The sequence below is a fragment of the Sphingomonas sp. genome (genome assembly GCF_041661825.1).
In the GTDB taxonomy this organism is placed as follows: domain Bacteria; phylum Pseudomonadota; class Alphaproteobacteria; order Sphingomonadales; family Sphingomonadaceae; genus Sphingomonas.
On record NZ_JBAZTU010000003.1, the window covers coordinates 1,073,291 to 1,100,196 of the forward strand.

General features: G+C 65.5%; 24 protein-coding genes. 8 read left to right on the top strand and 16 right to left on the bottom strand.

Annotated elements, in window-relative coordinates:
• Window position 1: 1 nt before the first annotated feature.
• From queC to WC729_RS18105, 10 genes are all read right to left on the bottom strand, one after another.
• Window positions 2–691: a 7-cyano-7-deazaguanine synthase QueC gene (gene queC / locus WC729_RS18060; RefSeq protein ID WP_372855265.1), complete on the bottom strand. Its 690-nt coding sequence runs from the start codon at window positions 689–691 to the stop codon at window positions 2–4.
• Window positions 692–862: 171 nt separating this feature from the next.
• Window positions 863–1,297 carry a DUF3617 domain-containing protein gene (locus WC729_RS18065; RefSeq protein ID WP_372855267.1) on the bottom strand — a complete coding sequence of 145 codons (435 nt, stop codon included), beginning with the start codon at window positions 1,295–1,297 and terminating at the stop codon, window positions 863–865.
• 95 nt (window positions 1,298–1,392) lie between these two features.
• Complete coding sequence (locus WC729_RS18070) at window positions 1,393–2,304, bottom strand: Hsp33 family molecular chaperone HslO (RefSeq protein WP_372855269.1); 912 nt, start codon at window positions 2,302–2,304, stop codon at window positions 1,393–1,395.
• A gap of 129 nt (window positions 2,305–2,433) precedes the next feature.
• Window positions 2,434–3,351 (bottom strand): ornithine carbamoyltransferase, encoded by a 918-nt coding sequence (gene argF / locus WC729_RS18075; protein ID WP_372855505.1) that lies wholly within the window; start codon window positions 3,349–3,351, stop codon window positions 2,434–2,436.
• 7 nt (window positions 3,352–3,358) lie between these two features.
• Window positions 3,359–4,531 carry an aspartate aminotransferase family protein gene (locus tag WC729_RS18080; protein ID WP_372855507.1) on the bottom strand — a complete coding sequence of 391 codons (1,173 nt, stop codon included), beginning with the start codon at window positions 4,529–4,531 and terminating at the stop codon, window positions 3,359–3,361.
• 128 nt (window positions 4,532–4,659) lie between these two features.
• Window positions 4,660–6,063 carry an NAD(P)H-dependent flavin oxidoreductase gene (locus WC729_RS18085; RefSeq protein ID WP_372855271.1) on the bottom strand — a complete coding sequence of 468 codons (1,404 nt, stop codon included), beginning with the start codon at window positions 6,061–6,063 and terminating at the stop codon, window positions 4,660–4,662.
• Window positions 6,064–6,129: 66 nt separating this feature from the next.
• Window positions 6,130–7,266 carry a glycosyltransferase gene (locus WC729_RS18090; protein WP_372855273.1) on the bottom strand — a complete coding sequence of 379 codons (1,137 nt, stop codon included), beginning with the start codon at window positions 7,264–7,266 and terminating at the stop codon, window positions 6,130–6,132.
• A 48-nt stretch (window positions 7,267–7,314) separates the two neighbouring features.
• Window positions 7,315–8,430, bottom strand: a complete 1,116-nt coding sequence (locus WC729_RS18095) for a glycosidase (protein WP_372855275.1) — start codon at window positions 8,428–8,430, stop codon at window positions 7,315–7,317.
• Complete coding sequence (locus WC729_RS18100) at window positions 8,427–9,185, bottom strand: SDR family oxidoreductase (protein ID WP_372855277.1); 759 nt, start codon at window positions 9,183–9,185, stop codon at window positions 8,427–8,429. Before WC729_RS18100 ends, WC729_RS18095 begins: the two co-directional genes overlap by 4 nt.
• A 35-nt stretch (window positions 9,186–9,220) precedes the next feature.
• The gene (locus WC729_RS18105; RefSeq protein ID WP_372855279.1) at window positions 9,221–10,096 is read right to left on the bottom strand and encodes an alpha/beta fold hydrolase; all 876 of its coding nucleotides are present in this window, start codon (window positions 10,094–10,096) and stop codon (window positions 9,221–9,223) included.
• A 37-nt stretch (window positions 10,097–10,133) separates the two neighbouring features.
• Between WC729_RS18105 and WC729_RS18110 the strand changes: the two genes are divergently transcribed.
• Both WC729_RS18110 and astD read left to right on the top strand, forming a co-directional pair.
• Complete coding sequence (locus tag WC729_RS18110) at window positions 10,134–11,534, top strand: protein adenylyltransferase SelO (protein WP_372855281.1); 1,401 nt, start codon at window positions 10,134–10,136, stop codon at window positions 11,532–11,534.
• An 18-nt stretch (window positions 11,535–11,552) separates the two neighbouring features.
• Window positions 11,553–12,965 carry a succinylglutamate-semialdehyde dehydrogenase gene (gene astD / locus WC729_RS18115; protein ID WP_372855283.1) on the top strand — a complete coding sequence of 471 codons (1,413 nt, stop codon included), beginning with the start codon at window positions 11,553–11,555 and terminating at the stop codon, window positions 12,963–12,965.
• A 4-nt stretch (window positions 12,966–12,969) separates the two neighbouring features.
• On the opposite strand, the gene WC729_RS18120 is transcribed toward astD, so the two are convergent.
• From WC729_RS18120 to WC729_RS18135, 4 genes are all read right to left on the bottom strand, one after another.
• The gene (locus tag WC729_RS18120; RefSeq protein WP_372855285.1) at window positions 12,970–13,320 is read right to left on the bottom strand and encodes a GFA family protein; all 351 of its coding nucleotides are present in this window, start codon (window positions 13,318–13,320) and stop codon (window positions 12,970–12,972) included.
• An 811-nt stretch (window positions 13,321–14,131) separates the two neighbouring features.
• Entirely contained in the window at window positions 14,132–17,182 is a 3,051-nt protein-coding gene (locus WC729_RS18125) for an efflux RND transporter permease subunit (protein WP_372855287.1), read from the bottom strand.
• Window positions 17,179–18,213, bottom strand: coding sequence for an efflux RND transporter periplasmic adaptor subunit (locus WC729_RS18130; protein ID WP_372855289.1), 1,035 nt, complete (start codon window positions 18,211–18,213; stop codon window positions 17,179–17,181). Before WC729_RS18130 ends, WC729_RS18125 begins: the two co-directional genes overlap by 4 nt.
• Window positions 18,214–18,345: 132 nt before the next feature.
• Window positions 18,346–18,978 carry a TetR/AcrR family transcriptional regulator gene (locus tag WC729_RS18135; RefSeq protein ID WP_372855291.1) on the bottom strand — a complete coding sequence of 211 codons (633 nt, stop codon included), beginning with the start codon at window positions 18,976–18,978 and terminating at the stop codon, window positions 18,346–18,348.
• Between the two features lie 91 nt (window positions 18,979–19,069).
• Here WC729_RS18135 and WC729_RS18140 point away from each other — a divergent pair, with 91 nt between their 5' ends.
• The 5 genes from WC729_RS18140 (at window position 19,070) to WC729_RS18160 (ending at window position 24,013) form a co-directional block, all read left to right on the top strand.
• Window positions 19,070–20,509, top strand: a complete 1,440-nt coding sequence (locus WC729_RS18140) for an efflux transporter outer membrane subunit (RefSeq protein WP_372855293.1) — start codon at window positions 19,070–19,072, stop codon at window positions 20,507–20,509.
• A 615-nt stretch (window positions 20,510–21,124) separates the two neighbouring features.
• Window positions 21,125–22,108, top strand: coding sequence for an alpha/beta hydrolase (locus WC729_RS18145; protein WP_372855295.1), 984 nt, complete (start codon window positions 21,125–21,127; stop codon window positions 22,106–22,108).
• Between the two features lie 422 nt (window positions 22,109–22,530).
• On the top strand, window positions 22,531–22,749 hold the full coding sequence (locus WC729_RS18150) for a hypothetical protein (RefSeq protein WP_372855297.1): 219 nt from the start codon (window positions 22,531–22,533) through the stop codon (window positions 22,747–22,749).
• Window positions 22,750–22,861: 112 nt separating this feature from the next.
• Window positions 22,862–23,563, top strand: coding sequence for a hypothetical protein (locus WC729_RS18155; protein ID WP_372855299.1), 702 nt, complete (start codon window positions 22,862–22,864; stop codon window positions 23,561–23,563).
• Between the two features lie 192 nt (window positions 23,564–23,755).
• Complete coding sequence (locus tag WC729_RS18160; RefSeq protein ID WP_372855301.1) at window positions 23,756–24,013, top strand: cupin domain-containing protein; 258 nt, start codon at window positions 23,756–23,758, stop codon at window positions 24,011–24,013.
• Window positions 24,014–24,040: 27 nt separating this feature from the next.
• Here the strand turns inward: WC729_RS18160 and WC729_RS18165 are convergent, their stop codons facing one another.
• Together WC729_RS18165 and WC729_RS18170 are read right to left on the bottom strand one after the other, a co-directional pair.
• The gene (locus tag WC729_RS18165; protein WP_372855303.1) at window positions 24,041–24,409 is read right to left on the bottom strand and encodes a response regulator transcription factor; all 369 of its coding nucleotides are present in this window, start codon (window positions 24,407–24,409) and stop codon (window positions 24,041–24,043) included.
• The gene (locus tag WC729_RS18170; RefSeq protein WP_372855305.1) at window positions 24,406–25,284 is read right to left on the bottom strand and encodes a S1C family serine protease; all 879 of its coding nucleotides are present in this window, start codon (window positions 25,282–25,284) and stop codon (window positions 24,406–24,408) included. The genes WC729_RS18165 and WC729_RS18170 overlap by 4 nt, the downstream gene beginning before the upstream one ends.
• 324 nt (window positions 25,285–25,608) lie before the next feature.
• Between WC729_RS18170 and WC729_RS18175 the strand changes: the two genes are divergently transcribed.
• Window positions 25,609–26,892: a BNR-4 repeat-containing protein gene (locus WC729_RS18175; RefSeq protein ID WP_372855307.1), complete on the top strand. Its 1,284-nt coding sequence runs from the start codon at window positions 25,609–25,611 to the stop codon at window positions 26,890–26,892.
• The last annotated feature ends 14 nt before the right edge of the window (window positions 26,893–26,906 follow it).

Consider the following 26,906-nt stretch of genomic DNA (forward strand, 5'->3'; position numbering starts at 1 on the left):
CTCAGTAGAATTCGGCGTAGCGGGTGGGGTCGGGGACGCCGGCTTCCTCGAAACCCTTGGCGCGCAGGCGGCAACTGTCGCACAGCCCGCAATGCACCCCGCCCGGCGCGGGATCGTAGCAGGACCAGCTGATCCCGGCGTCGAGCCCGAGCCGGGCCGCCTCGCGCACGATATCGGCCTTGGTCATATGCTGCAGCGGCGCATGGATGCGGAACGGCTGCCCCTCCACCCCGGCCTTGGTGGCGACTTCGGCGAGCTTTTCGAACTCGGCGATGAACTCGGGCCGGCAATCGGGATAGCCCGAATAATCCAGCGCATTGACGCCGATATACAGATCCCGCGCACCCGCCGCCTCGGCCCAGCCCAGCGCCAGGCTGAGGAAGATCGTGTTGCGCGCCGGCACATAGGTGACGGGGATGCCCTCCCCCACGCCGGTCTTGGGCACGGCGATGTCGGAGGTGAGCGCCGAGCCGCCGAATTCGGAGAGATCGAGCGGCAGCACGATGTGACGCTCCGCCCCGAGCAGCTTCGCGATGCGCCGCGCCGCGGCGAGCTCGAGCCGGTGGCGCTGGTTATAGTCGACGGAGAGAGCGAGCAGGCGATGCCCGTCCTCGCGGGCACGCGCCGCCGCCACCATCGAATCCAGGCCGCCCGACACCAGGGCGACCGCCAGGGTCGTTGAACTTGTCATGATGCGGCGAGAGTTAGGCCCTGCATCGCGGCTCCGCAATCCCGCGCTGCCGTCCCACAAAAAACGGGCCGCCCTAAAGCGACCCAGTGATGCCCCTCAGGGCCTATTAGGGAGAAAACCGTGCCCACGAATGACACGCGTCCTGGATAGCAGGACGCGGTAACCAACGCGTTAATGCGCGGCGATCGCCTTGGGCGCGCAAGCGCCGATGCGGCGGGCCTCATAATCCATGTCGAAGGGCGCGCCGCCCGCAATCCCCTGAGTCTGCAAATGCAACAGGCGCGGCGTCTCCAGCGTCAGCGCGGTACGGCCATGGCCGGCGCCGGGGCAGGTATAATGGACCGTCGCGCTGTCGGCCGCATCAGCGATCACGAAGCGCGAGCATTGCGCGCCGACATGGCCGACCTGCAGCAATATGGCTGGATCCGACACGCATAGCGAGCGCGCAGGCGCGGTCGATCCGGCCTCGCGAAGCTGCCACTGACCGGTCTCGATGCGCGTGAGCACCGCGAGCTGCGGCGCGCGCGCGGGTGCCGCAGTGCCGACGCCCGCCGCGAAGAGCAGTCCGGCCAATGCGCGCCGCGCGATACGCTGAACATCGATCATCTAGAACCTCGCTCGCCACAGGTGCCCCCTGCAGGGCATCAAGCCAGCGACCCTGATCACTGTTTGCCGCAGTTGCGAAAGAGATTCAACAACGTTCAGGCAGCGTAATGATCGGTCACCGGCACCGGAAACGTCCGCGCGCAAAACGCGCAATCGACCACGATCATGCCATTCTCGTCCGCCATAGAACGTTGTTCTTCCGGCGGAAATTGCGACAGGACCGACGCGATATAGTCGGGCGAGCAACGGCAGCCGCGGACCAGCGACGCGTCGCTCAGCAGTCGGACCTCATCCTCCTCGTTGAACAACCGCCACACCAGGGTGTCGAGCGGGGTCGACGAATCGGCAAGCTCATCGGTGCCCATGGTCTGGCCGAGTATCGCGACATGCTCCCATTCGGGATGGTCGAGCCGGGTGTGAAGGCGCTCGCGGCCGTCCTCGCCCTCAGGCAAATGCTGGAGGAACAGGCCGCCCGCGACATGGCGACCATCCGCCCCACGGGAGATGCCGACACGAACCAGCGTCGGAATCTGCTCCGACTGGATGAAATAGCTCTGCGCCGCCTCGGCGAGCGTTGCCCCGTCGAGCGGAACGATACCCTGATAGCGTTCCTTGGTTGCCGCCTGATCGAACGTGATGGCGAGATAGCCCTGACCGAACAGCGCGAACAGCGTTGGGTTTTCGGGACCCTCTGCGAGGCGCTCCTCGTCGAACTGAACATAGCCGCGCAGTTCCCCGCCGCGATAATCGCAGACGAGCAACTTCACCACGCCGTTGTCGGTCTGCGCCTGGAGCGTGAGCTGCCCCCCCGCATCTTTCAGCGTCGATCCGATCAGCGCCGCGAGCGTCAGCGCCTCGGCAAGCAGGCCCTCGATCGCGGGAGGATAGGCATGGGCAGCAAGGATCTCGTCGAGCACCGGACCCAGGCGCACGATCCGGCCCCGCGCATGGCGAGCGGGGATAGTGAAGCCGAGCGCACGGTCGAGATCAGTACTGGAGAGGTCCATCGGGCAAAAATCCGTTCGGGCTGAGCCTGTTGAAGCCCTGCCCTTCCTGGCGACGTGAAGGACAGCCCCTCGACTGGCTCGGGGCGAACGGGATTCCGTCAGGCAAAGATAGGTGCGCCGGAGCGCCGATCAACCGATCTGGCCGAAGCACCATCGCAGGACCGATTTCTGGGCGTGGAGGCGGTTCTCCGCTTCTTCCCAGATCAGCGACTGCGGGCCGTCGATCACCGCGGAGACGACTTCCTCCTCGCGGTGCGCCGGCAGGCAATGGAGGAACTTCGCCTCGGGCTTGGCCAAGCCCATCAGCGCCTCGGTGACCTGATAGGGCATCATCGCCGCGAGCTTGGTCTCGGCATGGAGCTGGCCCATCGAGATCCAGGTATCGGTGACGACGACGTCCGCACCGTCGACCGCTTCGCGTGGATCGCCCACGACGCGGGCCCGACCGGCCGCGCGAGCGATCACGCCCTCTTCGGGCTGGAATCCTTGCGGGCAAGCGGCGATCACATCGAAGTGCAGCAGCGACGCCGCCTCGACGAACGAGGTCAGCACATTGTTGCCGTCGCCGAGCCAGGCGATCTTGAGGCCGGGCAGCGACTTGCCGCTTTCGACGATGGTCAGGAGGTCGGCGACGAGCTGACAGGGATGCGACCAGTCGGTGAGGCCGTTGATGACCGGCACGCTGGCATAGGCCGCCATCTCCTCGACCTTGCTGTGGTCGTCAGTGCGGATCATGATCGCGTCGCAATAGCCCGAGAGCACGCGCGCCGTGTCGGCCACGGTCTCGCCGCGACCGAGCTGAGTCGTGCCGGCATCCAGCACGATCGAACTGCCGCCGAGCTGGCGGATCGACATGTCGAACGACACCCGGGTGCGGGTCGAGTTCTTCTCGAACACCATTGCCAGCGTGTGGCCGGCGAGCGGGGCGTCGGCATCCGCCCTCCCCTTCGGCCAGCCGGCGCGCGCCGCCTTGCGATCGATCGCGTCGGCCAGCATCGCGGCGATGCCGTCCGCGCCGGCATCGGACAGGTCGAGGAAGTGCCGGATCGACACGCTAGTCGTCCGATGCGGGCACATAGACCCGCGCGGCCTCGGACAGCTTCTCGATGCACTCGGCGATATGGCTCTCGTCGATCACCAGCGGCGGCAGGATGCGGACGACATTCTCGCCGGCCGCGACAAGCAGCAGGCCGTGATTGTCGCGGCAATGCGCGACGAAGCGCCGGCTGTCGGACTTCAGCTTGACGCCGAGCATCAGCCCCTTGCCGCGTACGCTGTCGAACAGCTGATCGTGATTGGGGATCATCTGCTCGAGCCCCTGGCGCAGCCGTTCGCCCATCGTCACGACAGTGTCGAGGAAACCGGGCTCCAGGATCACGTCGAGCACTGCCTCGCCCGCCGCCATGGCGAGCGGGTTGCCGCCATAGGTGGAGCCGTGCGTGCCGATGACCATGCCCTTGGCGGCTTCCTCGGTCGCGAGGCACGCCCCGAGCGGAAAGCCCGCGCCGATGCCCTTGGCGACTGCGGCGATATCCGGCGTCACGCCGTAATTCTCATGCGCCAGGAATTTCCCGGTACGCCCATAGCCCGCCTGGACTTCGTCGAGCACGAGCAACAGGCCGTGCTCGTCGCAGGCCTTGCGCAGGCCCTGGAGGAACTCCTCGGTCGCCGCGCGGATACCGCCTTCACCCTGGATCGGCTCGACCAGGAAGCCGGCGGTATTGTCGTCGATCAGCGCCAGCGCACCTTCGAGATCGTTGAACTGCGCATAGGCGAAACCCGGCAGCAGCGGCTCGAACCCGTCGCGCATCTTGGGCTGGTTGGTCGCGCTGATCGTGCCCAGCGTGCGGCCATGGAACGCCGTGTCGAAGGTGATCAGCGTGTGACGCTGCGGATTGCCATTGGCATAGTGATAGCGGCGCGCGGTCTTGATCGCGCATTCGACCGCTTCGGCGCCCGAATTGGTGAAGAACACCGTGTCGGCAAAGGTCGCATCGACCAGCCGCTGTGCGAGATGCTCGCCCTGCGGGCTGCCGTACAGGTTCGACACGTGCATCAAGGTCGCTGCCTGATCGGCGATCGCCTTGACCAGCTTCGGATGACCGTGGCCGAGCGCGTTGACCGCGATGCCGCTGGCGAAATCGAGATAGCGCTCGCCCTGCTCCCCGATCAGGTAGCAGCCCTCGCCTCGCACCGGCCGGACCCCGCTGCGGGGATAGACGGGCATGAGTGGGGTGATGGGCACCGCAGGTCTCCTCAATAGAAAAGGGCGGCCCAGCCGGGCCGCCCGGAGCGGGTGTTTACGTGGGAGGGGCCGCTTGCGTCAATATCGCAGGCAGTAGGGCCCCGACGCCGTCAGTCGCCGGTCAGGATCCGGTCGACGAGCTGCTTCACCGTCGGCACGAAGCCGTTCGAATAGAAGGGGTCCTTCTTGAAATTATAGGCGCCGTGGCCGGCGAACATCAGGTTCTGCTCGATCGGTCCGCCATGGGCGATGTCCTGCAGCGTCTTCTGGATGCAGAAGCTGCGCGGGTCGGCGAGGCGGCCGGTCGAGTTGGTCTCGCTGTCGGCCCAGGAGGAGAAGGCGCACTGGCTGAGGCAGCCCATGCAATCGGCCTGGTCCTTGCGGATCACGCCCTTTTCGTCAGGCGTGACGAACACGAGCGTGTTGTCCGGGGTCTTGAGCGCGTCGGTGAAGCCTTCGCCGAACCATTGGCGGGCGCGCAGCAGGTCGTTGCGCGTCACCCAGAAATTCTTGCCCTTCACGCCCACGTCGAGCTGGAAGATGTGATCCCCGGCCTCCTGGGTGGAGAAGGCGATCTGGCGCTCGGACCGCGCCTCTAGCGCGCGGAGAAAGGGGTTGCGCACCGCGCTGGAATAGAAGCCGGTCGGCGAAAAGCGGTGAAGCAGGACTTCGCCTTCCTCGATGTCGGTGAGCTTGGCCTTCCAGCCTTCCGGGATCGGGCTTTCCCGAGTCAGCAGCGGGCGCGTGCCGAACTGGAAAGCGATCTGGCCGAGCTCGGGATTGTCGATCCAGTTGCTCCAGTCGCGCAGATACCAGACGCCGCCGGCCATGATGATCGGCACGCTGTCCGGAATGCCGCCTTCGCGCATGGTTTCGCGGAGCGCCTTGACGCGGGGATAGGGATCCTCGGGCTTCAGCGGATCCTCGGCATTGGACAGGCCGTTATGGCCGCCGGCGAGCCAGGGATCTTCGTAGACCACCGCCGCGAGCCAGTCGGCCGCCTTGGAATAGGCCCGCTTCCACAGCGCGCGGAAGGCGCGGCCGGAGCTGATGATCGGCAGGTAATTGACGTTGTAGGAGGCAGCGATCTCGGACAGCTTGTAGGGCATGCCCGCGCCGCAGGTGACGCCTGCGACCATGCCGCGAGTCCGCTCCAGCACGCCGTGCAGGATGCGCTGGGCGCCGCCCATTTCCCACAGCACGTTGATGTTGATCGCGCCCTTGCCGCCCGAGATGTCGAACGCGCGCTTGACCTGCTGCACGGCGCCCTCGATCGCATAGTCGATCAATTCCTCGTGGCGCTCGCGGCGATTGAGCGCACGATAGACCTGCGGAATGATCTTGCCCTCGGGGTCGTAGCTGTCGGCGTTCACGGCGGATACGGTGCCGATTCCACCCGCCGCAGCCCATGCGCCGGCTGACGCGTGGTTGGTCGCGGCAACGCCTTTTCCACCCTCCACCAGCGGCCAGACTTCCTGACCGTTATAGATGATGGGCTTCAGACCTTTGAACACACGACCTCCAACCTTAACATACGTTCGATATAGCGTTTGAGTTGCGCTTAGCGAGCAAATTGCGACTCAGCCCAAGGCCCCTGGCCTGCCCATCGCCGCTTCGTAAAGCGCCTTGTAGCGGGCGATCATGACAGCCTCGTCATAGTCGGCCACGGCCTTTGCCCTGTTTCGGGACCCGACAAAGGCGCGTGCGGCCGGTGCGCAGCCGGCAAGTGCCTGGAGCGAGTCCCGCAACCGGACCTCGCCACGATCGACGATATACGCCTTGTTCTCGGGCGCGACCATGTGCGGGATATCCCCGACCCTGGGGGCCACGATCGGCAAGCCCGCCGCCATGCCCTCGATCACTGCGATGGGGAATTGCTCGCTCTTGGACGAGAGAGCCAGGATGTCGAACAGGCCGATATAGCGATGCGGGTCGGGCAGGAAGCCGGGCAGATGAAGGCGATCCTCCATGCCCATCGCTTCGGCCGTACCCATGATCCGTTCGCGCTCCGGCCCTTCGCCGATAATGACCAGCCGCACGCGGGCGGAGACGCCGCCGGTGGCGCGGACCAGGGCAGGCAGGTCCTTCACCTCGCGCAGGCCGGCAAGCGTGCCGATCACCACTTCGCCGGGCTTGCGGCGGAAGCCGGGGATGGCCTTGGGGTCCGGCTTGCCCGCGTAGAGCGCGGTAGCGATGCCGTTTGGGATACGGTGGACGCGGCTCGCGGGCTGCTTCCAGCTCCGCTCAGCGATCTTCTCCAGCGTCTGCGATGGCACGACCAGCGCGTGCGCGGCGGGCAGCGCAAGGCGACGATACATGTTGCGCTCGATCTTCAGCCCGCTCGCTTCGTCGGCATTGAAACCGTCCTCGTGATGGACCAGCGGCGGCATGCCTTTCGAAAAGACGCGCCGCGCCATCACGCCGTCGACCGCGCCCCAGTTATAGGTCAGCACCAGATCGAAGCGGCGCATGAACTTGGCCAGCGCCTCGTAGCGCGAGACCGAGGGTTTGCCGGTGAGCGGCGGCGGGTTCTGCGCGATCTCGTAGCTGATGCCGGCCGTGATCGCGTCGCGCGCGCCGAGCTGGTCGGGCATGCCCGAGACGATGGTGTGGCGCGCATGACCGCCGAACGCGTTCATCAGACGAACCGCCCGCGCCTCCTTGCCGCCGAGGCTGAAGGTCGAGTGGAGGTGCAGGATGTTGACGGGTTGCGGCATCGGGAGGGTGCGTTAGCGGGAAAACCTTGGTGCGTCATTACTTGCCGCTCAGGCGAACGCCGTCTTTGGGATGTGAGTGATGCGGCAGGCCAGATCAGCCTCGCCGCTCGCGACGATATAGTGGTCGCCGGCATCCGCGATGCCCGTCGTGAACACGACATTGTCGAGATACATCAGGTCTTTCAGCGGCTCGGTCAGCATGGGCGCGGGTTCGATCAGCGGCTCGTGGCTGGTGCGGGTCGCCTTCGACGGATCGTCCCGGTCCATCAGCGACCAATAGGTGCGGTAGATGCCGACCACGCCGAGCGGCTCCACGCCGTGCCACAGGCTGAGCCAGCCATCGTCCGTCAGGATCGGGGGCGTGCCGCCACCCATGCGCGCTGTCGCCATGGTTGCCGAATGCGGGCGGATGCCGGGCTTGTCATGGGGCTTCCAGTGCAGCGCATCGGGCGACGTCGCGAGGTTGATCGACGGGCCCGCGCGCCATTCGCTGCCTGGGGGATAAGCGAAATAGAGATCGCCGAGCGGGCGGGTCTGCGCCCAGTGCTTGCCGCCGATCAGCCCTTCGAAGATCAGCATGTCCTTGTTCTGATGATCGAGGACAATGCCTTCGAGCGTCCACTCCATCGCGTCATCGGAAGTGTAGAGCGTGGTCGAATGGCGTTCCGGGCTGACCGAGCAGGTCGTCATCAGATAGCGGTCGCCGACCTTGCTGATCCGCGCATCCTCGACGCCGTAGCATTGGTAGGGCGCGCGCGGTGTGATTGCCCGGTCGTAATGCACCGTGACGACACCGCGGCCGTCGGCGGAAAGCTCGACCGGGAGCAGCCAGGACAGCGAGGTCAGCGCCATGACCTTCCAGCCGCCGCCGCGCATCATGAACTTGCGCGGATCGGAGGTGTCGACGAAATCGAGCGGCCAGGCGTCGAGCTCGTAGCCCCCGTCCTCCCAACGGATCGCATGGATATGCCCATCCGAGATCGGTGCGCGCAGCGCCTCCGCCACGCGCACCATCAGCAGCAGATTGCCGTTGGGCAGCCGCGTCATCCCGGGATTGAACGCGCCGAGGATATAGGTTTCCGCCCCAAGCTTGCCGGCGAGCGGCGAGCGCGAGAGGTCCACATCGCGCGGGCTGAAGACGAGACGATCGAAGGAAAAGGTCATTCTTCAGCCTGTGCACGAGGCGTGATCGTCAATTGCTGGACGACCGCGCGGTTGGGTTGCGTGAGGATGTAGTGGACCGCAACGGCGATGTCCTCCGCACGCAGCATCTCGCCTTTGTGGATCATCGCGCGCTGCTTCTCGGGCGGGATGTCGGGCAATTGCATGTCGGCGCCGGTCTTGCCCGGCTCGACCAGCGCCACCTTGACGCCCTTCGGGCCCATCTCGCGGCGAAAGGCTTCGGCGAAGCCCTGGATGCCGTATTTGATGCCGGCATAGACGGTCGAATGCGGCCCGAGATTGTGGGCGCTCATCGATCCGATCAGCACGATATCGCCCTGCCCGTCGAGCTTCTCCACCGCGGCATGCGCCGTGAGGAGATAGGCGGTGAAGTCAGTCGCGATGGCGTAGCGCAAGTCCTGTTCGGACATGTCGCTCAGCGCTTCGGCGGCGATCGCCGCGTTCACCACCGCGATATCGAGGCCGCCGAGCCAGGCCACGGCCTTGTCGACGAACGCCGCGACATTGTCCGGATCGGCGAGGTCCGTCGCTATCCCCTCGCCCTCCCCGACCTGCCGGATGCGCGCCAGGGCATCCTCCAGATGCTGCGCATCGCGGCCACAGATGAAGACGCGCGCGCCTTCGGACGCCAGCAGTACCGCGATGGCGCGGCCGATGCCCGTGGTGCCGCCCGTGATGATGGCACGCTTGCCGGCGAGGCCGACGACCTCGGTATGGGCGTCCGACAGATCGAGCATGGGGGTCCTCCCGCGGATGTGGAAGGAAGACGCGTTCAGATGGTGGCCGGTTCCCTCATCGTGCGATCGAGCAGGCGCCCGATCGCCTCGATCGCCTCGGGCTCCGCGAGGGTCGGCGTGTGGCCCACCCCCTCGACCGTCATCAGCTCCGCATCGTCCAGCGTGGCCACCATGCGTTCCGCCGTCCGCGCGCCCAGCACGTCGGAGCGGCCGCCCCGCACGATCAGGGTCGGTACCTGCTTCAGCTGGCCGAGCGCGCTCCACATGTCAGGCCCCGCCTCATTGCCGGGGACGCGGAACGGCTCGGCGATCTTCATGTCGTAGTCGAGCACGATCCTCCCCGAACTGTTGAGCCGGTACAGCCGTTTGGCCATGGCCAGCCAGTCCTCGATCTCATAGGCCGGATAGACGTCCGCATTGGCCTCCATCACGGCGCGTGCGGCGTGCATCCAGGTCGGCCAGGTGTTCGACTTGCCGACATAGGTGCGGATACGCGACAGGCCGGCCGCCTCGATCTCCGGCCCCACATCGTTGAGCAGCGCGCCGACGACCTTCTCGCGCGCCGTACCCGCGAGCAGCATGGTGACGATGCCACCGAGCGACGTGCCGAACGCGATGTAGGAGGACACGCCGAGCTCACCGAGCAGCCCCTCGATATCCTGGACATAGGTCAGCGGGACATAGGTCATCGGGTCCTTGGCATAAGCGCTCTCGCCGCGCCCGCGCAGATCGACCGCGATGACTCGCCATTCGGGCGACAGCCGCGCGGCCACATCCTCGAAATCGCGCGCGTTGCGGGTCAGGCCCGGCAGGCACAGGATCAGCGGGCGATCTTCCCGCCCGGGATAATCACGATAGTGAAGCCGCAGGCCGTCGTTCGACCACCAGTAACGATTTTCATACGCCGACATGGTTGCATCCTGCGGTTTGCGCCTCCCATATCGCCGGATGACCCGCCCCCCGCAAGCATATCGGCCCGAAACCGCAATTCTGGAGCTGGGGGACGGATTCTACGACCCGGTCGAGGCCGCCGATTTCCCGGAAACCCGGCTGCGATTCCGCAACGACCGGGCCGCGGCGAGCCTGGGACTCGAGGGGCTGAGCGATGCCGAATGGGTCGCGCATTTCGGGCGGTTCCGGCCGCTGGCGGGCAGCCTGCCCCAGCCATTGGCGCTGCGGTATCACGGGCACCAGTTCCGCGTGTACAATCCCGATATCGGCGACGGTCGCGGCTTCCTGTTCGCGCAAGCACGCGACGATCGCGGCCGGCTGATGGACCTGGGCACCAAGGGTTCCGGGCAGACGCCGTGGAGCCGGTTCGGCGACGGCCGGCTGACCCTGAAGGGCGGCGTGCGCGAAGTGCTCGCGACCGAGATGCTCGAGGCACTGGGCGTCGAGACGTCGCGCAGCTTCTCGCTGATCGAGACCGGCGAAGCGCTCGAACGAGGCGACGAGCCCTCCCCTACCCGCTCGGCGGTGCTGGTGCGGCTGAGCCATGGGCATATCCGGATCGGCACGTTCCAGCGGCTGGCCTATGGCCGCGACGAGGACGGCATCCGCCGCCTGACCGCTTATGTGCTGCGCCATTATTATGGCGAGGAAGCGGGCGACGACGCGCCGGTCCGGCTGCTCGACCATGTCGTCCGCCGCACCGCGCGGCTCGCGGCAAGCTATATGGCGGCGGGTTTCGTCCACGGCGTGCTCAACAGCGACAATATCAACGTGACGGGCGAGAGCTTCGATTACGGGCCGTGGCGCTTCGCCCCGACCTGGGACCCGGGCTTCACCGCTGCCTATTTCGACCATGCCGGGCTCTACGCCTTTGGGCGCCAGCCCGAGGCGATCCATTGGGACGCGATGCAGCTTGCCGTGTCGCTGCGCCTGATCAGCGAGGCGGAGCCGCTGATCGCAGTGCTGGAGCGGTTCGGCGAGCAGTATCAGCCGGCAGTGTCCAGCGCGATCCTGTGGCGGCTCGGGCTCGAACCCCGCGATCCGGAGAGCGACCGCGCCGTCGTCCAGGCGGTCGAACGGGCGCTGCGCAGCGACAATGCATCGATCGACCGGTTCTTCTTCGATGCGTTCGGCGGGACGCTGCCCGACTCCTATGGCGCCGCGTTCGACGAGGTCCGGACGGTGCTGGCGGCCTATCGGCCCCGCAGCGACCGGCGCCATGCTTATTGGCAGGGCGCGCCCTGTTCGATGCTGATCGACGAGGTGGAATCGATCTGGTCGGCGATCGCCGAGCATGACGACTGGTCCGCCTTCAACGCCAAAGTCGCCGCGATCCGCGAAATGGGTGACGCGCTTCGTTCGGTTGAGCCGGATCAGTGGAATTTGCCGGCAAACTAGGGCAAGACCGAATGCAATATGGCATCCGAGATCGTTTCGACTGAACCCGCAACCGGCGCGATCCTGTGGCGGCGCGAGATCGGCGATGTCGATGCCGAAGTGGCGATGGCCCGGGCGAGCTGGGCCGAATGGGCCGCCCGCCCGCTTGCCTATCGCATCGAGACGCTGCGCCGCTTCGCCAATGTGGTGCGCGCCAAGGCCGATGCCCTTGCCGACCTGATCGCCCGCGAGACCGGCAAGCCGCTGTGGGAATCGCGGACCGAGGTCGAATCGGTGATCGCCCGGGTCGATATCTCGGTGACCGCCTATGCCGAACGCACCGCGCAGCGCCGGCTCGACGCGCCGATGGGGTCGCGCATGGCGCTGCGCCACAAGCCGCACGGGGTGCTGGCGGTGCTCGGCCCGTATAATTTCCCGGCGCACCTGCCGTGCGGGCACATTCTGCCCGCGCTGCTGGCGGGCAATGCCGTGGTGTTCAAGCCGTCGGAAAAGACGCCCGCGGTCGGCGCGTTCCTGGTCGAGTGCTTCCATGCCGGCGGCGTGCCGGAAGGGTGCATCCGCGTGTTGATCGGCGGGCCGGCCGAAGGCAAGGCGCTGGCCATCCATGACGGCATCGACGGCCTGCTCTTCACCGGCTCCGCGCATACCGGCGTCTCGCTCCACCGCGCCTTCGCCAACCGGCCGGAAAAGATCCTGGCGCTGGAGATGGGCGGCAACAACCCGATCATCGCGTGGGACACGCCCGACATCCACAGCGCGGCGATCGTCATCGTCCAGTCGGCCTTCACCACCGCCGGCCAGCGTTGCACCGCGGCGCGCCGGCTGATCGTCGACGAAAAGCTGTACGACCCGCTGATCGACGCGGTGAACAAGCTGGTCGGCCGCCTGATCGTCGGCGAGCCACATGCGACGCCTGCGCCCTTCATGGGGCCGGTGATCGACAATGAAGCGGCCGACATGCTGACCGAGAGCTTCCTGGAGCTGATGATGCGCGGCGGGCGGCCGATCCGGCATCTCGAACGCGTGGTCGAGGGACGGCCGTTCCTGATCCCCGCGCTGATCGATACGACCGAGATGCGCGAGCGGCCCGATATCGAGCTGTTCGGCCCGATCCTGCAGGTGATCCGCGCCAAGACCTTCGACGAGGCGCTCGCCGAGGCGAACAACACGCGGTACGGCCTGTCCGCCTCGCTGCTCAGCCAGGACCCGAAGCTTTACGACCGGTTCTGGGCCAATGCGCGCGCGGGCATCGTCAACTGGAACAAGCCGACCAACGGCGCCTCGTCGAAGGCCCCGTTCGGTGGGATCGGCTGGTCGGGCAATCACCGGCCCAGCGCCTTTTATGCTGCGGATTATGCTGCGTATCCGGTCGTGTCGAACGAGGCGGACCAGGCGCGTGCCTCGATCGGCGTGGGATTGCGCGAGGGCTGAGGCGTCAGAGCCTGGCGCCGTCGAATCGATGCAGTTCCAGCGCATCCAGATCGGCCGACGGCACGCAGCGCAGGTTGATCGCGCTGGTTTCCGAACCGTCCGGGCTGACGCCATAAGCGAACGGCTCGGTGCCGCAGGTGCGGCAGAACTGATGCTCGATCTTGTGCTTGTTGAAGAGATAGGCGTCGAGCGCCTCCTCCCCGCTGTTGAGCGTGAAACTGCTGCGCGGCGCGAAGGAGAGGAGCAGGCCCTTGCGACGGCAATGCGAGCAATTGCAGGAGATGGCCGTGGTCGGCACGTCACCCTCGACGGTGAACGTGACTGCGCCGCAATGGCAGCTTCCTTCGAACGACATGTCTCTACTCCCGAAAAGGCGGATCTGCCCGGCATGGCTATGGGCAATTGGCGGTCGCCGCTACCCTGTTGTGGGTGCGGGCGCTGTCGCATCGACCTGCCTTTTGCGCGGAGGCTGAGCATGGGGCCCGCGACGGGTCCGAAGCTTGTCCTGCGCCGTGATATCGGCAAGGAAAGAGCATAACAGCGCGACGATTTTTTTCTTCCCCTGTTATTTCCAATTTTGTTGGAGATATTTTTATTGAATCTCAGCCCCTTGCCTGCCGTTTTCCCTGTTATGCCATAACAGCGGAAAAATTGCGCAAAACAGCGGGTAAAAACGCGCCGCGTTCCGCTGTTACGTGGGTCAAATCGATTAAACGGGGCGCATCGATTCAACTGTCCAGCGGAGGCTGCTTTTGTGGCTCGGTCCATCCGTCCGCCACTGACATGACGGAACGAAGCGTTGAATCGAACGGCCGTGAGACCTGCGCGCGGGGTGATCGGGCTGCCCGACTGAGCCGATCCGGCCGGTTCTGGAGGAAGCTTATCGCGGAAGTCGACGATGGCGACGGTGTGATTGAATGGGCGAACGAATCGCCTTGGTTTATTTGCAGGGTTGGGCGCAAGTTGGTCGCGCATGTCTGCGTTTGGCCGCTAGCGGAATGGCCGCTTTGAGCGCGCAACCCGATGGTAGCCGCCGTTGGCCAGCAAGTTTGGTTCCCTCTGACCGGCGCTCCAGCGCACGGTCTTACCGTTCGCCGAACAGGTTTCCGCAGTCCCGCGGAGGGCTGCGCCATTCACTCGCGTCACGGTGGTTTCGGACGAGATCGCTAGTTGCCAGTGACCCGGAACCAGATGGCGTAGAGCGCCGGCAGGAAGAGCAACGTCAACACAGTGCCGATCGCAGTGCCGCCGATCAGCACGAAGGCCATCGGCCCCCAGAAGCTGGACGTCGTTAGCGGGATGAAGGCGAGCACGGCCGCCAGTGCGGTCAGCAGTACCGGGCGTGCCCGCTGCACCGTTGCTTCGACGATCGCGTCATGTGTCGAAAGCCCGGCCTTCTGGTTGTCGTGGATCTGGCCGATCAGGATCAGCGTGTTGCGCATCAGGATGCCGCCGAGGCCGATCATTCCGAGGATGGCATTGAACCCGAACGGCTGCTGGAACAGCAGCAGCACAGGGACTGCGCCCACCAGTCCCAGCGGCGCTGTCAGAAACACCATCGCCGTTGCCGCGAATGAGCGAACCTGCAGCATGATCACCGTGAGCATCAGCACGATCATCATCGGGAACACCGCCCCTAGTGCCACATTGGCCTTGGCGGCTTCCTCAACCGCACCGCCGGTATCGATGCTATAGCCCTGCGGCAGCGCGGCGCGGATCGGCGCCAGTGCCTTTTCCACCTGTGCACTCACTTCAGCAGGCTGAAAACTTTCGTCGATGTCGCCACGCACCGTGATGATGGGTACGCGGTCGCGACGTTTGAGAATCGGCGCTTCGGGCCGATATTCGACGCGGCCGATCTGATCGAGCGGAACCGTGCGCCCATCCGCCGTCGCCAGCGACAGGTCGGCGAGCCGCGCGGGATCGAAGCGTTGCGCACCGGCGGCGCGCGCTTCGATTTCCACGGTTCGGATGTCCTCGCGGACTTGTGTCACCGGCACACCGCTCAGCAGGAGCTGGAGTTGCTGCGCGGCCGACTGCGGGTCGAGCCCGATCGCCCGCAGCCGCGCCTGATCGAGGACGAAATGCGCAGTCGGCACAAGGTCGCCCCAATCGGTGTTGACCTGACGCATGTTCGGATTGGCGCGCATCATCGCCGCCACCTGGCCTGCGATCGCCCGCACTCGATCGGGACTGGGACCACCGACGCGGAACGTCACGGGATAGGGCACCGGCGGGCCAAACAGGAGTTGGGTTACCCGCACGCGCGCTTCGGGCGCCAAACCTCCGGCAATGCGCGTCCGAAGCCGGGCCTTGAGCGCATCGCGCGCTCTCGCGTCCGGCGTTAGGACGATGATCTTGGCGAACGCCGGATCGGGCAGCTCGGGACTGAGCGACAGGAAAAAGCGTGGAGCCCCCTGGCCCACATAACTGGTCACCACCTTCGTTTCGGGCTGCGCCCGCAGCCAGTTCTCCACCTTGCGGGTCGCCGCGTCGGTCGCCGCGATGCTGCTGCCTTCGGGCATGTAGATTTCGGTGATCAGCTCGGGCCGTTCGGAAACCGGGAAGAACTGTTGCTTCACCAGCCCCATGCCAAGGACCGAGAGCAGGAACGCCACCACCACAGCACCTGCCGCGAACCATTTGCGGGTGATGGCACGGCGGACAACCGCGCGGAATCGCTCGTAGCGTGGCGTGGCGTAGATAGCCGCATGACCTCCCGGCACCGGCTTGATCGCCGGGAGCAACTGCACCCCGAGATAGGGCGTGACGGTCACCGCCACGATCCAAGACACGATCAGCGCGAAACCGACGACCCAGAAGATGTTGCCGGCATATTCGCCCGAGCTCGATTTGGCGAACCCTACCGGCATCAACCCGATGATCGTGACCAGCGTGCCTGCGAGCATCGGCGCTGCGGTGGAGGTCCAGGCATGGGCCGCTGCCTTAGTGCGCTCCCAGCCTTCCTCCATCTTCACCACCATCATTTCGATGGCGATGATGGCATCATCCACGAGCAGGCCAAGTGAGAGGATCAGCGCGCCGAGCGTGATCCGGTCGAACACGCGGCCGGTCGCCTCCATCACCACGAACACCGCGGCGAGCGTGAGCGGCACGGCAGCGGCGACGACGATGCCCACGCGCCAGCCGAGGCTGATCAAGCTCACCACCATCACCACGGCAAGGGCCACGAAGAATTTCAGCATGAACTCGCCGACCGCTTCGTCGATGTTCACCGCCTGGTCGGAAACCTTGCTGAGCTGCAGACCCACCGGCAAGTCACGCGTGATCGCCTGCTCTTCGCCCTCCAGCGCCTTGCCGAGACTTAGGCCGTTCCAGCCGTCCCGCATCACAATGCCGAGGAGGATCACCGGTTCGCCGCCGTTGCGGATCAGGAAGGTGGGCGGATCCTCATAGCCGCGCGAGACCGTTGCGATGTCGGAGAGGCGAAGCGTACGCCCGCCGGCCACGATCGGCGTAGCGCGGATCTGGTCGAGATCCGAATAGGCGCCGTCGAGCCGGACGAACACGCGCGGCCCCCTTGTCTCGGCCGAACCAGCCGGCGCCACGATATTCTGCCGGGCCAGCGCACCCAATACGTCGCTCACCGGCACGCCCAGCGTCGCTAGTTTCGGGAAGGAGAAATCCACGAAGATACGTTCGGGCCGCTCGCCGATCAGGTCGATCTTCTTGACACCGGGTACATGCAGCATCCGTTGGCGCAGCGTCTCGGCATGGCGAGCAAGCTCGCGCGGCGGCATCCCCTTGGCCTTGACCGCGTAAAGGGCGAAATCGGTGTCGGAATATTCGTCATTGATGAAGGGCCCGAGCGCGCCTTGCGGCAGACGCGAGGCTTCGTCTCCCAGCTTCTTGCGCGCCTGGTAGAATTGATCGGGTACTGCCTTGGGGGGTGCCGAATCCTTGAGCGTAAGGGTGAGGAAGGCGAGCCCGGGCCGGGTGAAGGCCTCTACCCGGTCGTAATATTCCAGCTCCTGGAGGCGCTTCTCGAGCGGTTCCGCGACCAGGTCCTGCATTTCCTGCGCGGTCGCGCCGGGCCATGCAGCCGTCACGGTCAGCACTTTTACCGTGAATGTCGGATCCTCGGCACGGCCAAGATTCAGAAAGGAAAGCGCGCCGGCGACGATCACGATGATCAGCACGAACAGCGTGACCGCCCGCTCGCGCACCGCGAGTGCGGAGAGGTTGAAGCCACTCATCGCGCGGCCTCCGCCGTATAAACGCGGACGGTCTCGCCAGCATGAAGCTGGTCCGAACCGAGCCCGACCACGCGCTCGTTCTCGCGCAGGCCACCCGCGACCACGGCGGTTTCGGCATCGAGCCGCGCGACGCGCACGCGACGCCATTGGACCTGGTTGCTCCCCGTAGGCAGCACCCAGACCCCCGGCCCCGAGCCCGGATCGTGCAGCGCGCCGAGCGGCACGATCACGCCTGCATCACGCGTCGCCGCGATCGACACGGTGACGGTACGGCCTAGCGGCGCCTGCGCGGCGTCATTGCTCAGAACGTAGCGCGCATCGAAGGTGCGTGTGCGCGCATCGGCGGAGGCGGAAAGCTGACGCAGCCGCGCAGACGAATCGGTGGATGCGCCCTCGATCGTCGCGATCGCCGTCGAACCGATCGCCGGACGGACCGTTTCCGGCAAGCTGACGGACGCTTCGCGTGGTCCTTCCTGCGCAAGCCGCACGACCGGCTGCCCGGCCGAGATCACCTGCCCGGGTTCGGCAAGCGTATCCACCACGACGCCATCCGCGTCGGCGCGCAGCACGGCATAGTCGCGCGCATTGCCCGCCGTGCGCGCGGACGCTTCCGCTGCGGCCAACTGGGCCTGTGCGCTATCGGCCGCAGCCTTTGCCTGGTCATAGGACTGGGCCGAGATAGCGCCCTCCTGGTCGAGCCCACGCAGCCGCTGCTCTTCGGTGGTGGCCTGAACTGCCCGGGCGCGGGCTGCCGAGACAGCCTCTTGCTGCACGGCGACCGCCAGTCCGAGATCGGTCGGATCGATGCGCATGAGCGGCTGGCCACGGCGGACGCGATCTCCGACGTTCACCAACCGTTCGACGATCTTGCCGCCGACCCGAAAACCCAAGTCACTCTGCACCCGAGCGGAAACCACGCCCGTGAAGCTGCGAGAGGCTTCACCTGCTGGCCGTACGGTTGCGATCTGTACCAGCGGCGCTTCGGTACGCGGATCTCGCTCGGCGGTTCCGCCGCAGCCGGCGAGCAGCAAGGCGAGTATCGCGGCCACGCACCGCGACGAGGGAGACACACCAGGCATGAAGTAACCCCAAGCGAGTGACGATTTTCGCAATCTGTCACGCTGTGACGATTCTGTCAATTCGTCACAGCTAAGGCATTCAGTTCATGGAGCCAGGCTACGCAGCACCAGCCGCGCTACAGCTCCTGTACTCGCTTCCAGGCGATTCAATTCGAGCTTGAGGAGCAGCGGGTTGGCGAATACGGCCATGGTCTTGAGGATCGCTAGACAGACCTCATCGATTGGCGTCTTGCGCTCGAATTCGCCCGCCTCGCGCCCGTCGAGCACGATGCGGCGAATGATCTGGGTGAGCGTTTCCAGATGCTCTTCGATGGCGCTCCAGCGTTCTTCCAATGCGACGGCCACGATGTCGTGCAGCTGGCGTTCGTTGAAGAACAGATCGCGTCCCCCCTCGGCCAAAGCCTTGAAGACTTGCCCCAGTCGCGCCTCTGCCGAACCCGTCCCCTCGGCTATTCTCCATAGTGGATCGTCGACTTCGCGAAGCGTCATTGCGCAGATCGCCTCGCCGATTGCTCGCTTCGAATCGAAGAATTTGTAGATGTAGGCCGTGGAGAACCCGATCGCCCGCGCGAGATCGGCCACCGAAGTTCGGCGATAACCGACCTGCAGAAAGTGATGGTTGGCCGAGGAGATGATCTGGTCGCGCCGTTCATGCTCGGCGGGTCCGCGCTGGCCGACCCTCTTCGGCGGCTTCTGTCCGTTGGTAACGCTGTTCATGGTTTCATGTTTACACGAAATTCCCGATTGACGGAATGTGACGGTTGTGAGATTTCGTCACTACCCAGCCAGCCCATCGAGGAAAGCCCTAATGCCGAACCTTCAGGCGCGCTCGATCCGTCCAGTCGCAATGCTCACGCTCGGTATTTTCCTGAGCAGTTGCGCGGTCGGCCCGGACTATGCGCCGCCGCGCCCCGAGATGGCTGGCCGCTTCCGTGCCACTGCCAGCCTGCCACCCGCCGCCGGGCCGCAGGCCGATCTCGCCTCCTGGTGGCGCGCGTTCGACGATCCGATGCTCGACAAGGTGGTGAACCAGGCGCTCGCCGAGAATCTCGATCTCGCGCAAGCCGTTGCGCGTGTCCGCCAGGCGCGCGCCGCTGCGGGGATCGCCCGTGCCGCGCTGCTGCCAAGCGGCGAACTGAATGCCTCGGCAGCGACTGCCCATCAATCGGTGGAGACGCCTGACGGACGAATCCAGCAGGCTCTTGGCGTCAACCGTGACGGCAATCTCTACGCCGCCGACGCCGGTGCGAGCTGGGAGGCGGACGTCTTCGGCGGGCTGCGGCGCGGCCAACAGGCGGCCCTCGCGGACTATCAGGCGGCGGACGCAGACGCTGCGGCCGCGCGCGTCGCGGTCGTAGCCGAAGCGGCCGACACTTACATCCTGCTGCGCACCCTGCAGGCACGGTTGACCATTGCCCGTGAACAGGCCGGGGCGCAGCGGCAGCTGCTCGACCTCGCCCGCTTGCAATTTGCACGTGGCATCCTTGCCGAGGCCGGTCTGCACGAAACGGAAAGCGCCTGCGCGAGCAGCGAGGCGCAGGTGCCGACGCTCGAATCGGCGCTTGAATCGACGACCAACGCCCTTGAAGTGCTGATGGGCGCGACACCGGGAAGCTGGCACGCGGCGCTTGCGGTACCTTCCGTCATTCCCGCTCCACCGGCGATCGAGAGTGCGGACGGCCCGGCCAGCCTGTTGCGTCGGCGGCCGGACATTATCGTCGCCGAGCGCAAGCTTGCCGCTGCCAATGCGCGGATCGGCACAGCGATTGCTGAATATTATCCGCATTTCTCGATATCGGCACTGCTTGGCTTTTCGAGCACGTCCGCGGCGAGCCTGTTCGGCTCGGGTGCGGCGCAGGCACAGGCGATTGCGGGCGTGCGCTGGCGGCTGTTCGATTTCGGTCGCGTCGATTCCGAAGTTGCAGCGGCGCGCGGGCGCCATGCCGAGGCGCTGGCGGCGTATCGCCAAGCGGTGCTGCAGGCGACCGCGGACGTCGAGAATGCCTTCACCTCACTCGCCAAGAGCCAATCCCAGACGCAATTGCTGCAATCGAGCGAGGACTCACTCGACCGGCGGCGGCAGAGCGTGCTGACGGCCCAGGCGCGCGGCGTCCTGAGCCGAGTCGACGTGCTGCAATCCACCGGTCGCCTGCTTCAGGCCCGTGATGCGCGCGTTGGCGCCCAATCGAACGCGGCACGTGCGGCGGTTGCGTCTTTTCGAGCTTTGGGCGGTGGTTGGCGGGGGTAGAAGCAGCTGTTCGCCGCGGCCCCCCGTAGCGCGGAAGCCATGCGTGCAGAGCAGCCGCAGCGCGCGCTCGATCGGATGCTCACAGCGATCGCCCGCCATCATATCCTCATTCATACAGAACGTTCTGCCCTCGAACGAGCCTCTCCTGGGAACACAACCTAAGTATGAAGGATAAATCTCAGGGCTAGCCTAAATATAAGACCACTAATGAGTGCCTTGGGCAGACTGGCCCGGTCACAGAATAGTATGGCCATCGGTCATGTGACCGCGGTGCCCTGCGGCGCACGCAGTCCCGGTCGGTGGAACGGAAGAAAGGGACGACGATGCTCAAGCCTGCGACACATGGCCGCCCCTCACATGGGAGTCCGCGCAGCATGGGCGGCGCATCGGCATCTAGCTGACTCCTCGGGGCGCGAGTCCCGCCGGAACACCAGAAATCATCGACCCAGGGGGACGGTCCCACCGCCCTCATCGGGGCGGTGCGCCCAACGTCCGGGGGATGCCGGACACCAACTGCCACGAAGGAGACTGACAGTGACGAACGCAAGTACCAGCGCCCGCCATATCACCCGACATCTTCTGAAGTTCACCACCATCCTCGCAGGAGTAATGACCATGACCGAGACCGCTCTCGCCCAGGACATCGCCAACGATCCGAGCCTGGACCCGCAAGTGCGCGCCTTCCTGACGGAGGTGAACAAGGATCCCAGCCCCTTCTGGGAACTGCCGCAACCCAAGCCGCAGGAAGTGCTGACGGGCCTGCAAAACCAGACGGCTGTCGACATGTCGGGCGTCACCACGACCGAGCGGACGATCACCCAGGACGGTCGCATCGTGAAGATCTACATCATGAAGCCCGAGCATGTGACCAGCAAGCCGGGCGTCCTGCTGTTCATCCATGGCGGCGTGTGGATCATCGGCAACTTCGCCAACCATCAGAGGCTACTGCGCGACTTGGTCGTCAAGTCGGGCCAGATCGGCGTGTTCGTCGAGTACACGCCCCTGCCGCAGGCCAAGTTTCCCACGCAGCTGGAGGAATCCTATGCCGTGCTGAAATGGGTGCACGAGCATGGCGCGGAGATTGGCGCGGACGGCAGCCGAATCGCTGTCGCCGGCAATTCGGTGGGCGGCAATATGACGGCGGCGATCGCGCTGATGGCCAAGGATCGCAATGGCCCCAAGATCAGCTATCAGGTGCTGTTGATCCCGGCGACGGATGCGAGCGTCGACACCGCATCCTATCATCAGTTCGCCAGCGGCTACTTCCTGCCGCGCGCTTTCATGAAATATGGCTGGGATCTCTACGTCCCCGACGCCGATGCGCGCAACAACCCCTATGTCTCGCCGCTGCGCGCCAGCGATACGGAACTGAAGGGGCTGCCGCCCGCGCTGGTGATCACCGCCGAGAATGATCCGCTCCGCGACGAAGGGGAAGCCTATGCCCATAAGCTGATGGGTGCCGGCGTCGAGGTGGCGGCGATGCGCTACAACGGCACGATCCATGACTTTGTAGCGCTGAACGCGCTGCGGCATGTGCCGACCACCGAGGCGGCGCTGCAGCAGGTCGCCGACGGTATCCGCGAGCATCTCTCCCGCTAGACAAGCGCATGAAAAGGGCTGGCGCCGGCCTTGGCGCCAGCCCTGACGCGTGGAAGAGTTTCACGCTGCGGCCTGATTTCTGTCGAGATCACGAAGCCGAGAACATCGTGTCCGATTTCTTACCCCTTCAGCCCAAAGCTGTCGGGCATCCGACGCCAATCGGCCTCAGGCAATACGCTTCAGGTTTGATCCCACAAGGTGATCGTACGATTGCGCGAGGTCTGTGCACAGGGCCTGGCATTCTATGGACTCTCGAGTTCCGGGGTCGAGCGGCCAGCCCTCCGGCGAACGCCCGCTATCCGAAAGAGGCCGAATACTTCTGAACGACCGCTATTGGGGCGCATAGCCGTCATTCCGGCACCATCGGCGGTTAGGGCATCGCCCGGCTCCATGTCATCCCGGCGCGGCAGCGCAACGACCGCATGCCGCAAAACCTGTGCGGCATCGGTCGCGACGGCAATGTCGGCATGCCGGCGCCAATATTCGATCGGTGGAATTACGGGGATTACGGTAACAGGGATGACGGCGGCAGCTTACCAATTGAAATGCTGCTGGAACGCAACCGCCTGAAGGATCGAATGACTGATCCTCATTCGCCAGATAAGGTCGTCCAGTCACGCGATCATGTGAAGGGTAGCTGATATGCGTAGCTGGCGCGCGTTCGTCTCCGCACTGATCCTGTTCCAGATGACGGGCCCGGCGAGCTTCGCAATCGTGGCTGTGCCTCCCGAGATCGTGGGGCCGCCCTCCTACATGGCGAGCGTCGATTGCCCCTCGCAGATTGCCAGGCCGGGCGGGACGACGATGGGGACAGCGATCCCGGTGCCGGCGCTGCGCCTGGGCTCCTCCGTGCAACGCGCGAAGGAGTCCTTCGGGACTGGCGGAGGCGGCACCTCCAATGCAGCTGAATTTGCGCGCCGCAGGAGCCTAGGCCTGCCCATCGCGCCCAGGACGTTCGATGTGGCGGGATCCGCCCTCCCCGCAATCTATGCGCCCGAAGCGGCTCAGTCGGTGTCGGGCTTCTATCCCTATCAGCGGCTGCCCCTGAAGACGGCATCGAAAGGCTATTGGCCGAACGGACTGATTTATGCGCAGCCGGCTTCCGCAACCATGGGGCGTATCGCTGCGCTGGTGCTTACGCTTTCAAGGCCGCCTGCCGCCAAGGCAAAGCTCCGGATCACACCTGCCTGGAAAACGAATGAAGGCGTTTGCCAGCGGCAACCGGGCATCGACGTCTTCGCATCCGCCATGTCCTTCGAACAGCTTCGCAGACTGTTCTCACCATCGGGTTGCAACTGGCGCCAGCTCGCCGCGTGCAAGCCCGCCGAGTGGCCGCGTGGGCAAATATTGTTCGTTCAGCAGACGCGCGGCGGTGTCGGCTATGAGCATCGGTGGGTCGATTACGATATGCTGGCCGCTGCGCGTTTCGGGAACCGACCCAAGGTCCATCGTTGATAGCGCTCTGCAACGATCTACGCCGGATAGTGAACGTCAATCGCACCCAGGAGAGGACAGATGTCACGGAAGGATTTCGACCCCGCAACGGTTGAGGCAGATGGACGACCTGCGTCGCAGGCCAGGCTCTTCGATCCTGCGCAAGGGGGTCCGTGGAGGGGCTCTCTTGACGGGATTGCGTTAGGCGGGCCGGTGACGGTGCTTGCTTATGGTACGGATGAAATCGGTGCCGGGCCACGTCTTCACGTGCACCCGTATGACGAGACCTTTATCGTCATCGAGGGCCATGCACGATTTTTTGTCGGGGATACGACGCTTGATGCATGCGCGGGCGAGGTCGTTCTCGGCCCAGCCGGCGTACCGCATACCTTCAAGAATCTGGGGCCTGGCCGCCTCCAGACGATCGACATTCACCACTCCCCAAGATGGATCCAGACAGATCTGGAATAGGATTGCCGGTCCGCGCCGGCGCCCCTCCTAGAGATGGATGATTCCCCGCCGCGCCGCATGCGCCACGGCATCCGTACGCCCGGTCGCGTCGAGCTTGTCGATCAGTCGGCCCACATGGAATTTGGCCGTGTCCGGCGCAATGCCGAGCCGCTGGCCGATCGCCTTGTTGGACAAGCCCTCGGCAAGCAGCGCGATCACGTCGCGCTCGCGCGGCGTCAGCTCGAACCCGTTCTCACTCGCGTCGGGCGCGCTGAGGACCAGGTCCGCCGCTTCGTCGGCGCCGGTAATCCGCAGCTCCGGGACCTGACTCAGCATTTCTGCGAGCCGGGCGGCAAGCGCCGGATCGTCGATGCGAATGGCGAGACGCAGACCCGTCGCTGGATCGCTTATGCTCACCGTTCCGGCCGATCCCCGATTGTCACCTTCACCTCCAGTGCCGCCCCCCCGCGCCGAAGCAGGAGGGTAACCTCGGAACCGACCGGTGTCGCGCGTAGCGTCCGCAGGAGCGCGCCGACATGCGCGATCCGGCGACCGGCCCAGGACAGGATGATGTCTCCCTGATGCAGGCCGGCACGCGCCGCCGGCCCGTCCCGGTCGAGCGTCATCACCATGCCGCCATGGCCGCCGTCATCCAGCGGCACGTCCTTCAGGCCGGCGCCGAGATAGGCGACCGGGACCCGGCCATGGTCGAGCAATTGCGCCGCGACCCGATCGATCGTCGCCGCCGGGATGACCAACGTCCGGCCGCGCGGGCCGCGCACTGCCATGCCGAAAGCGCCGCCGGCCCCGTCGACGGCGAGGCCACCCTCGGCGCGCTGCCGCAGCTGCAGGTCAAGCTCGATCCGCGCGTCGATCGTGCCGCCGCGCATCGATTGCCAGGCCGGCCCGACCGCGGCGATGCCGCCGAACGCGATCAGCGGCGCGCTTTCGGCAGCCGCCACGATCAGCGCGAGCGCGCCGGGTCGGACGGCCATGTTGGCAAGCGTCGTCACGGGCGCCTTGAGACCCTCGACCCGAAGCAAGGCGATATCGGTTGCCGCGTCCCGGCCGACCAATGCCGCGTGCCGCACCGTGCCGTCGGACTCCTCGATGGCGATCGCGCCTTCATCGGCCAGCGTCTCGTCCGGCGTGATCACCAACCCGTCGCGCCAGACGAAGCCGCTCGCGAGCGAATGGTGCGACTGGACTTCGACGATCGAGGGGGTGGTAGCGGCGGCGAGGTCGGCGAGCGACGCGGAAAGCTCGGCGAAAGACGATGCGGTGGTGGCCATGGGCTAATCTCCTGTGCTCCGGGAGATAGGGTGTCGCCCCGGTGCTTCGCTACTGCCCGGCCGGGTAGGTTCTCCCCGTCCGAACGGGCTTGCCGTTCGAGCCATCAACCCGGCGACACGCGAATATCGCAGCATGGTTGAACGACTATAGAGCTAATCAAGCAACAATGACTTGCGCCAATAAGGGCTATGGCGTAATTTCTTCCTGCAAAAAGGCCCAAGATTGTTGCTATAATTGGCACATTCTAAACAAGGCGTGTTTGTAGCGTGAACTCAAGGAGTTGAACGACCCGATAAGCTGAGAACAAAATCAGGAGAGAGATAATGCGTGTTCATTCGATTGCGCTGACGGCGGCGCTGTGCCTGTCGCCCCTGCTCGCCGCTGGAGCCCAGGCCCAGGTGACCGTCGAGCAGGTCCCCGCCGAAACCGATTCCTCCAACCAGGCGGCCTGGTGGCGACCGATGGTCGTCAAGGGCAACACCACGTACGTTGCGTTCAACGCGCCCGGCACCGCGGCGGGGACCCATCAGGTCAAGATCGGCGTGAAGGTCGGCACCGGCCCATGGGTGATCGGATCGCTCAAGGACCAGTTTGGGGCGATCTGGAGCCATCCCGACGATATCGGCCATGATCAGCCCACCATCGCCGTCGACGGCGACGGCTATATCCATGTCTGGGCCGATCATCATGTCGACGACTGGCGCTATTTCCGCTCGAGCGCCCCGAACGACCCCTCAGCGATACTGCGCCGCGTCGGCGAGATGCCCGGCACCGTCGGCGCCACCTATCCGATCGCCGAGCACGCCCCGAACGGCGATGTCTATCTGATGATCCGCAATCACTTCAACGGCGCCGGCCAGGGGGAGCTCTATCGCTGGAACAACGCCGCCAACAGCTGGTCGAAGATCGACGTGTTCGCGCGCGAGACGGGGAATTATGTCTATCCGGACGATCTGCAGGTCGACAGCGCCGGCAATGTCCACCTCGCTTTCGAATGGGCCTATGGCATGCCGAGGGCGCTGCGGCATTACGGCTCCTATATCAAATATGACGTCGCCGCCGCCCAGTGGCGCACCGCCAACGGCACCGCGGTCACCCTGCCGGTGACGCGCACCACCGCCAACCTGGTCTATCAGGGCCTTTCCACCGGGGAGTTGTGGAATAATTCGGATACGGGGATCGGCGTCCAGGCCGCCGGGCTCACCGTCGACAACCTCAACCGGCCGAGCGTGGCGTACCGCTACCGCACCGACGGCGGCTCCAATGCCTACGACTATGACGTCTATCGCCTGCGCTGGAACGGCAGCGCCTGGGCGGACAAGGTGAAGATCTTCACGGCGACCGACAACGTCCCCGCGGCGGTCGAGACGACGCATAACGGGACTCGCGCCCGCGTCTATTTCACCGTGTCCGGTGTCGGGCTGATGGGAGCGGAAAGCCCGGGCTATGTCCCCTATGCGCTCGCCACCGGCCAGCCTGGCGTCTCGCGCATTTCGGGCGTGCTGAAGACCAGCACCGAGGACGTGATCTACGCTGCGGCGCCGACGGAAATCGACGCCAACCGCGGTCGACTCTACGTCGTCACCGTCGGCAATACCCTGCCCTGATGAGAAGATGCTCC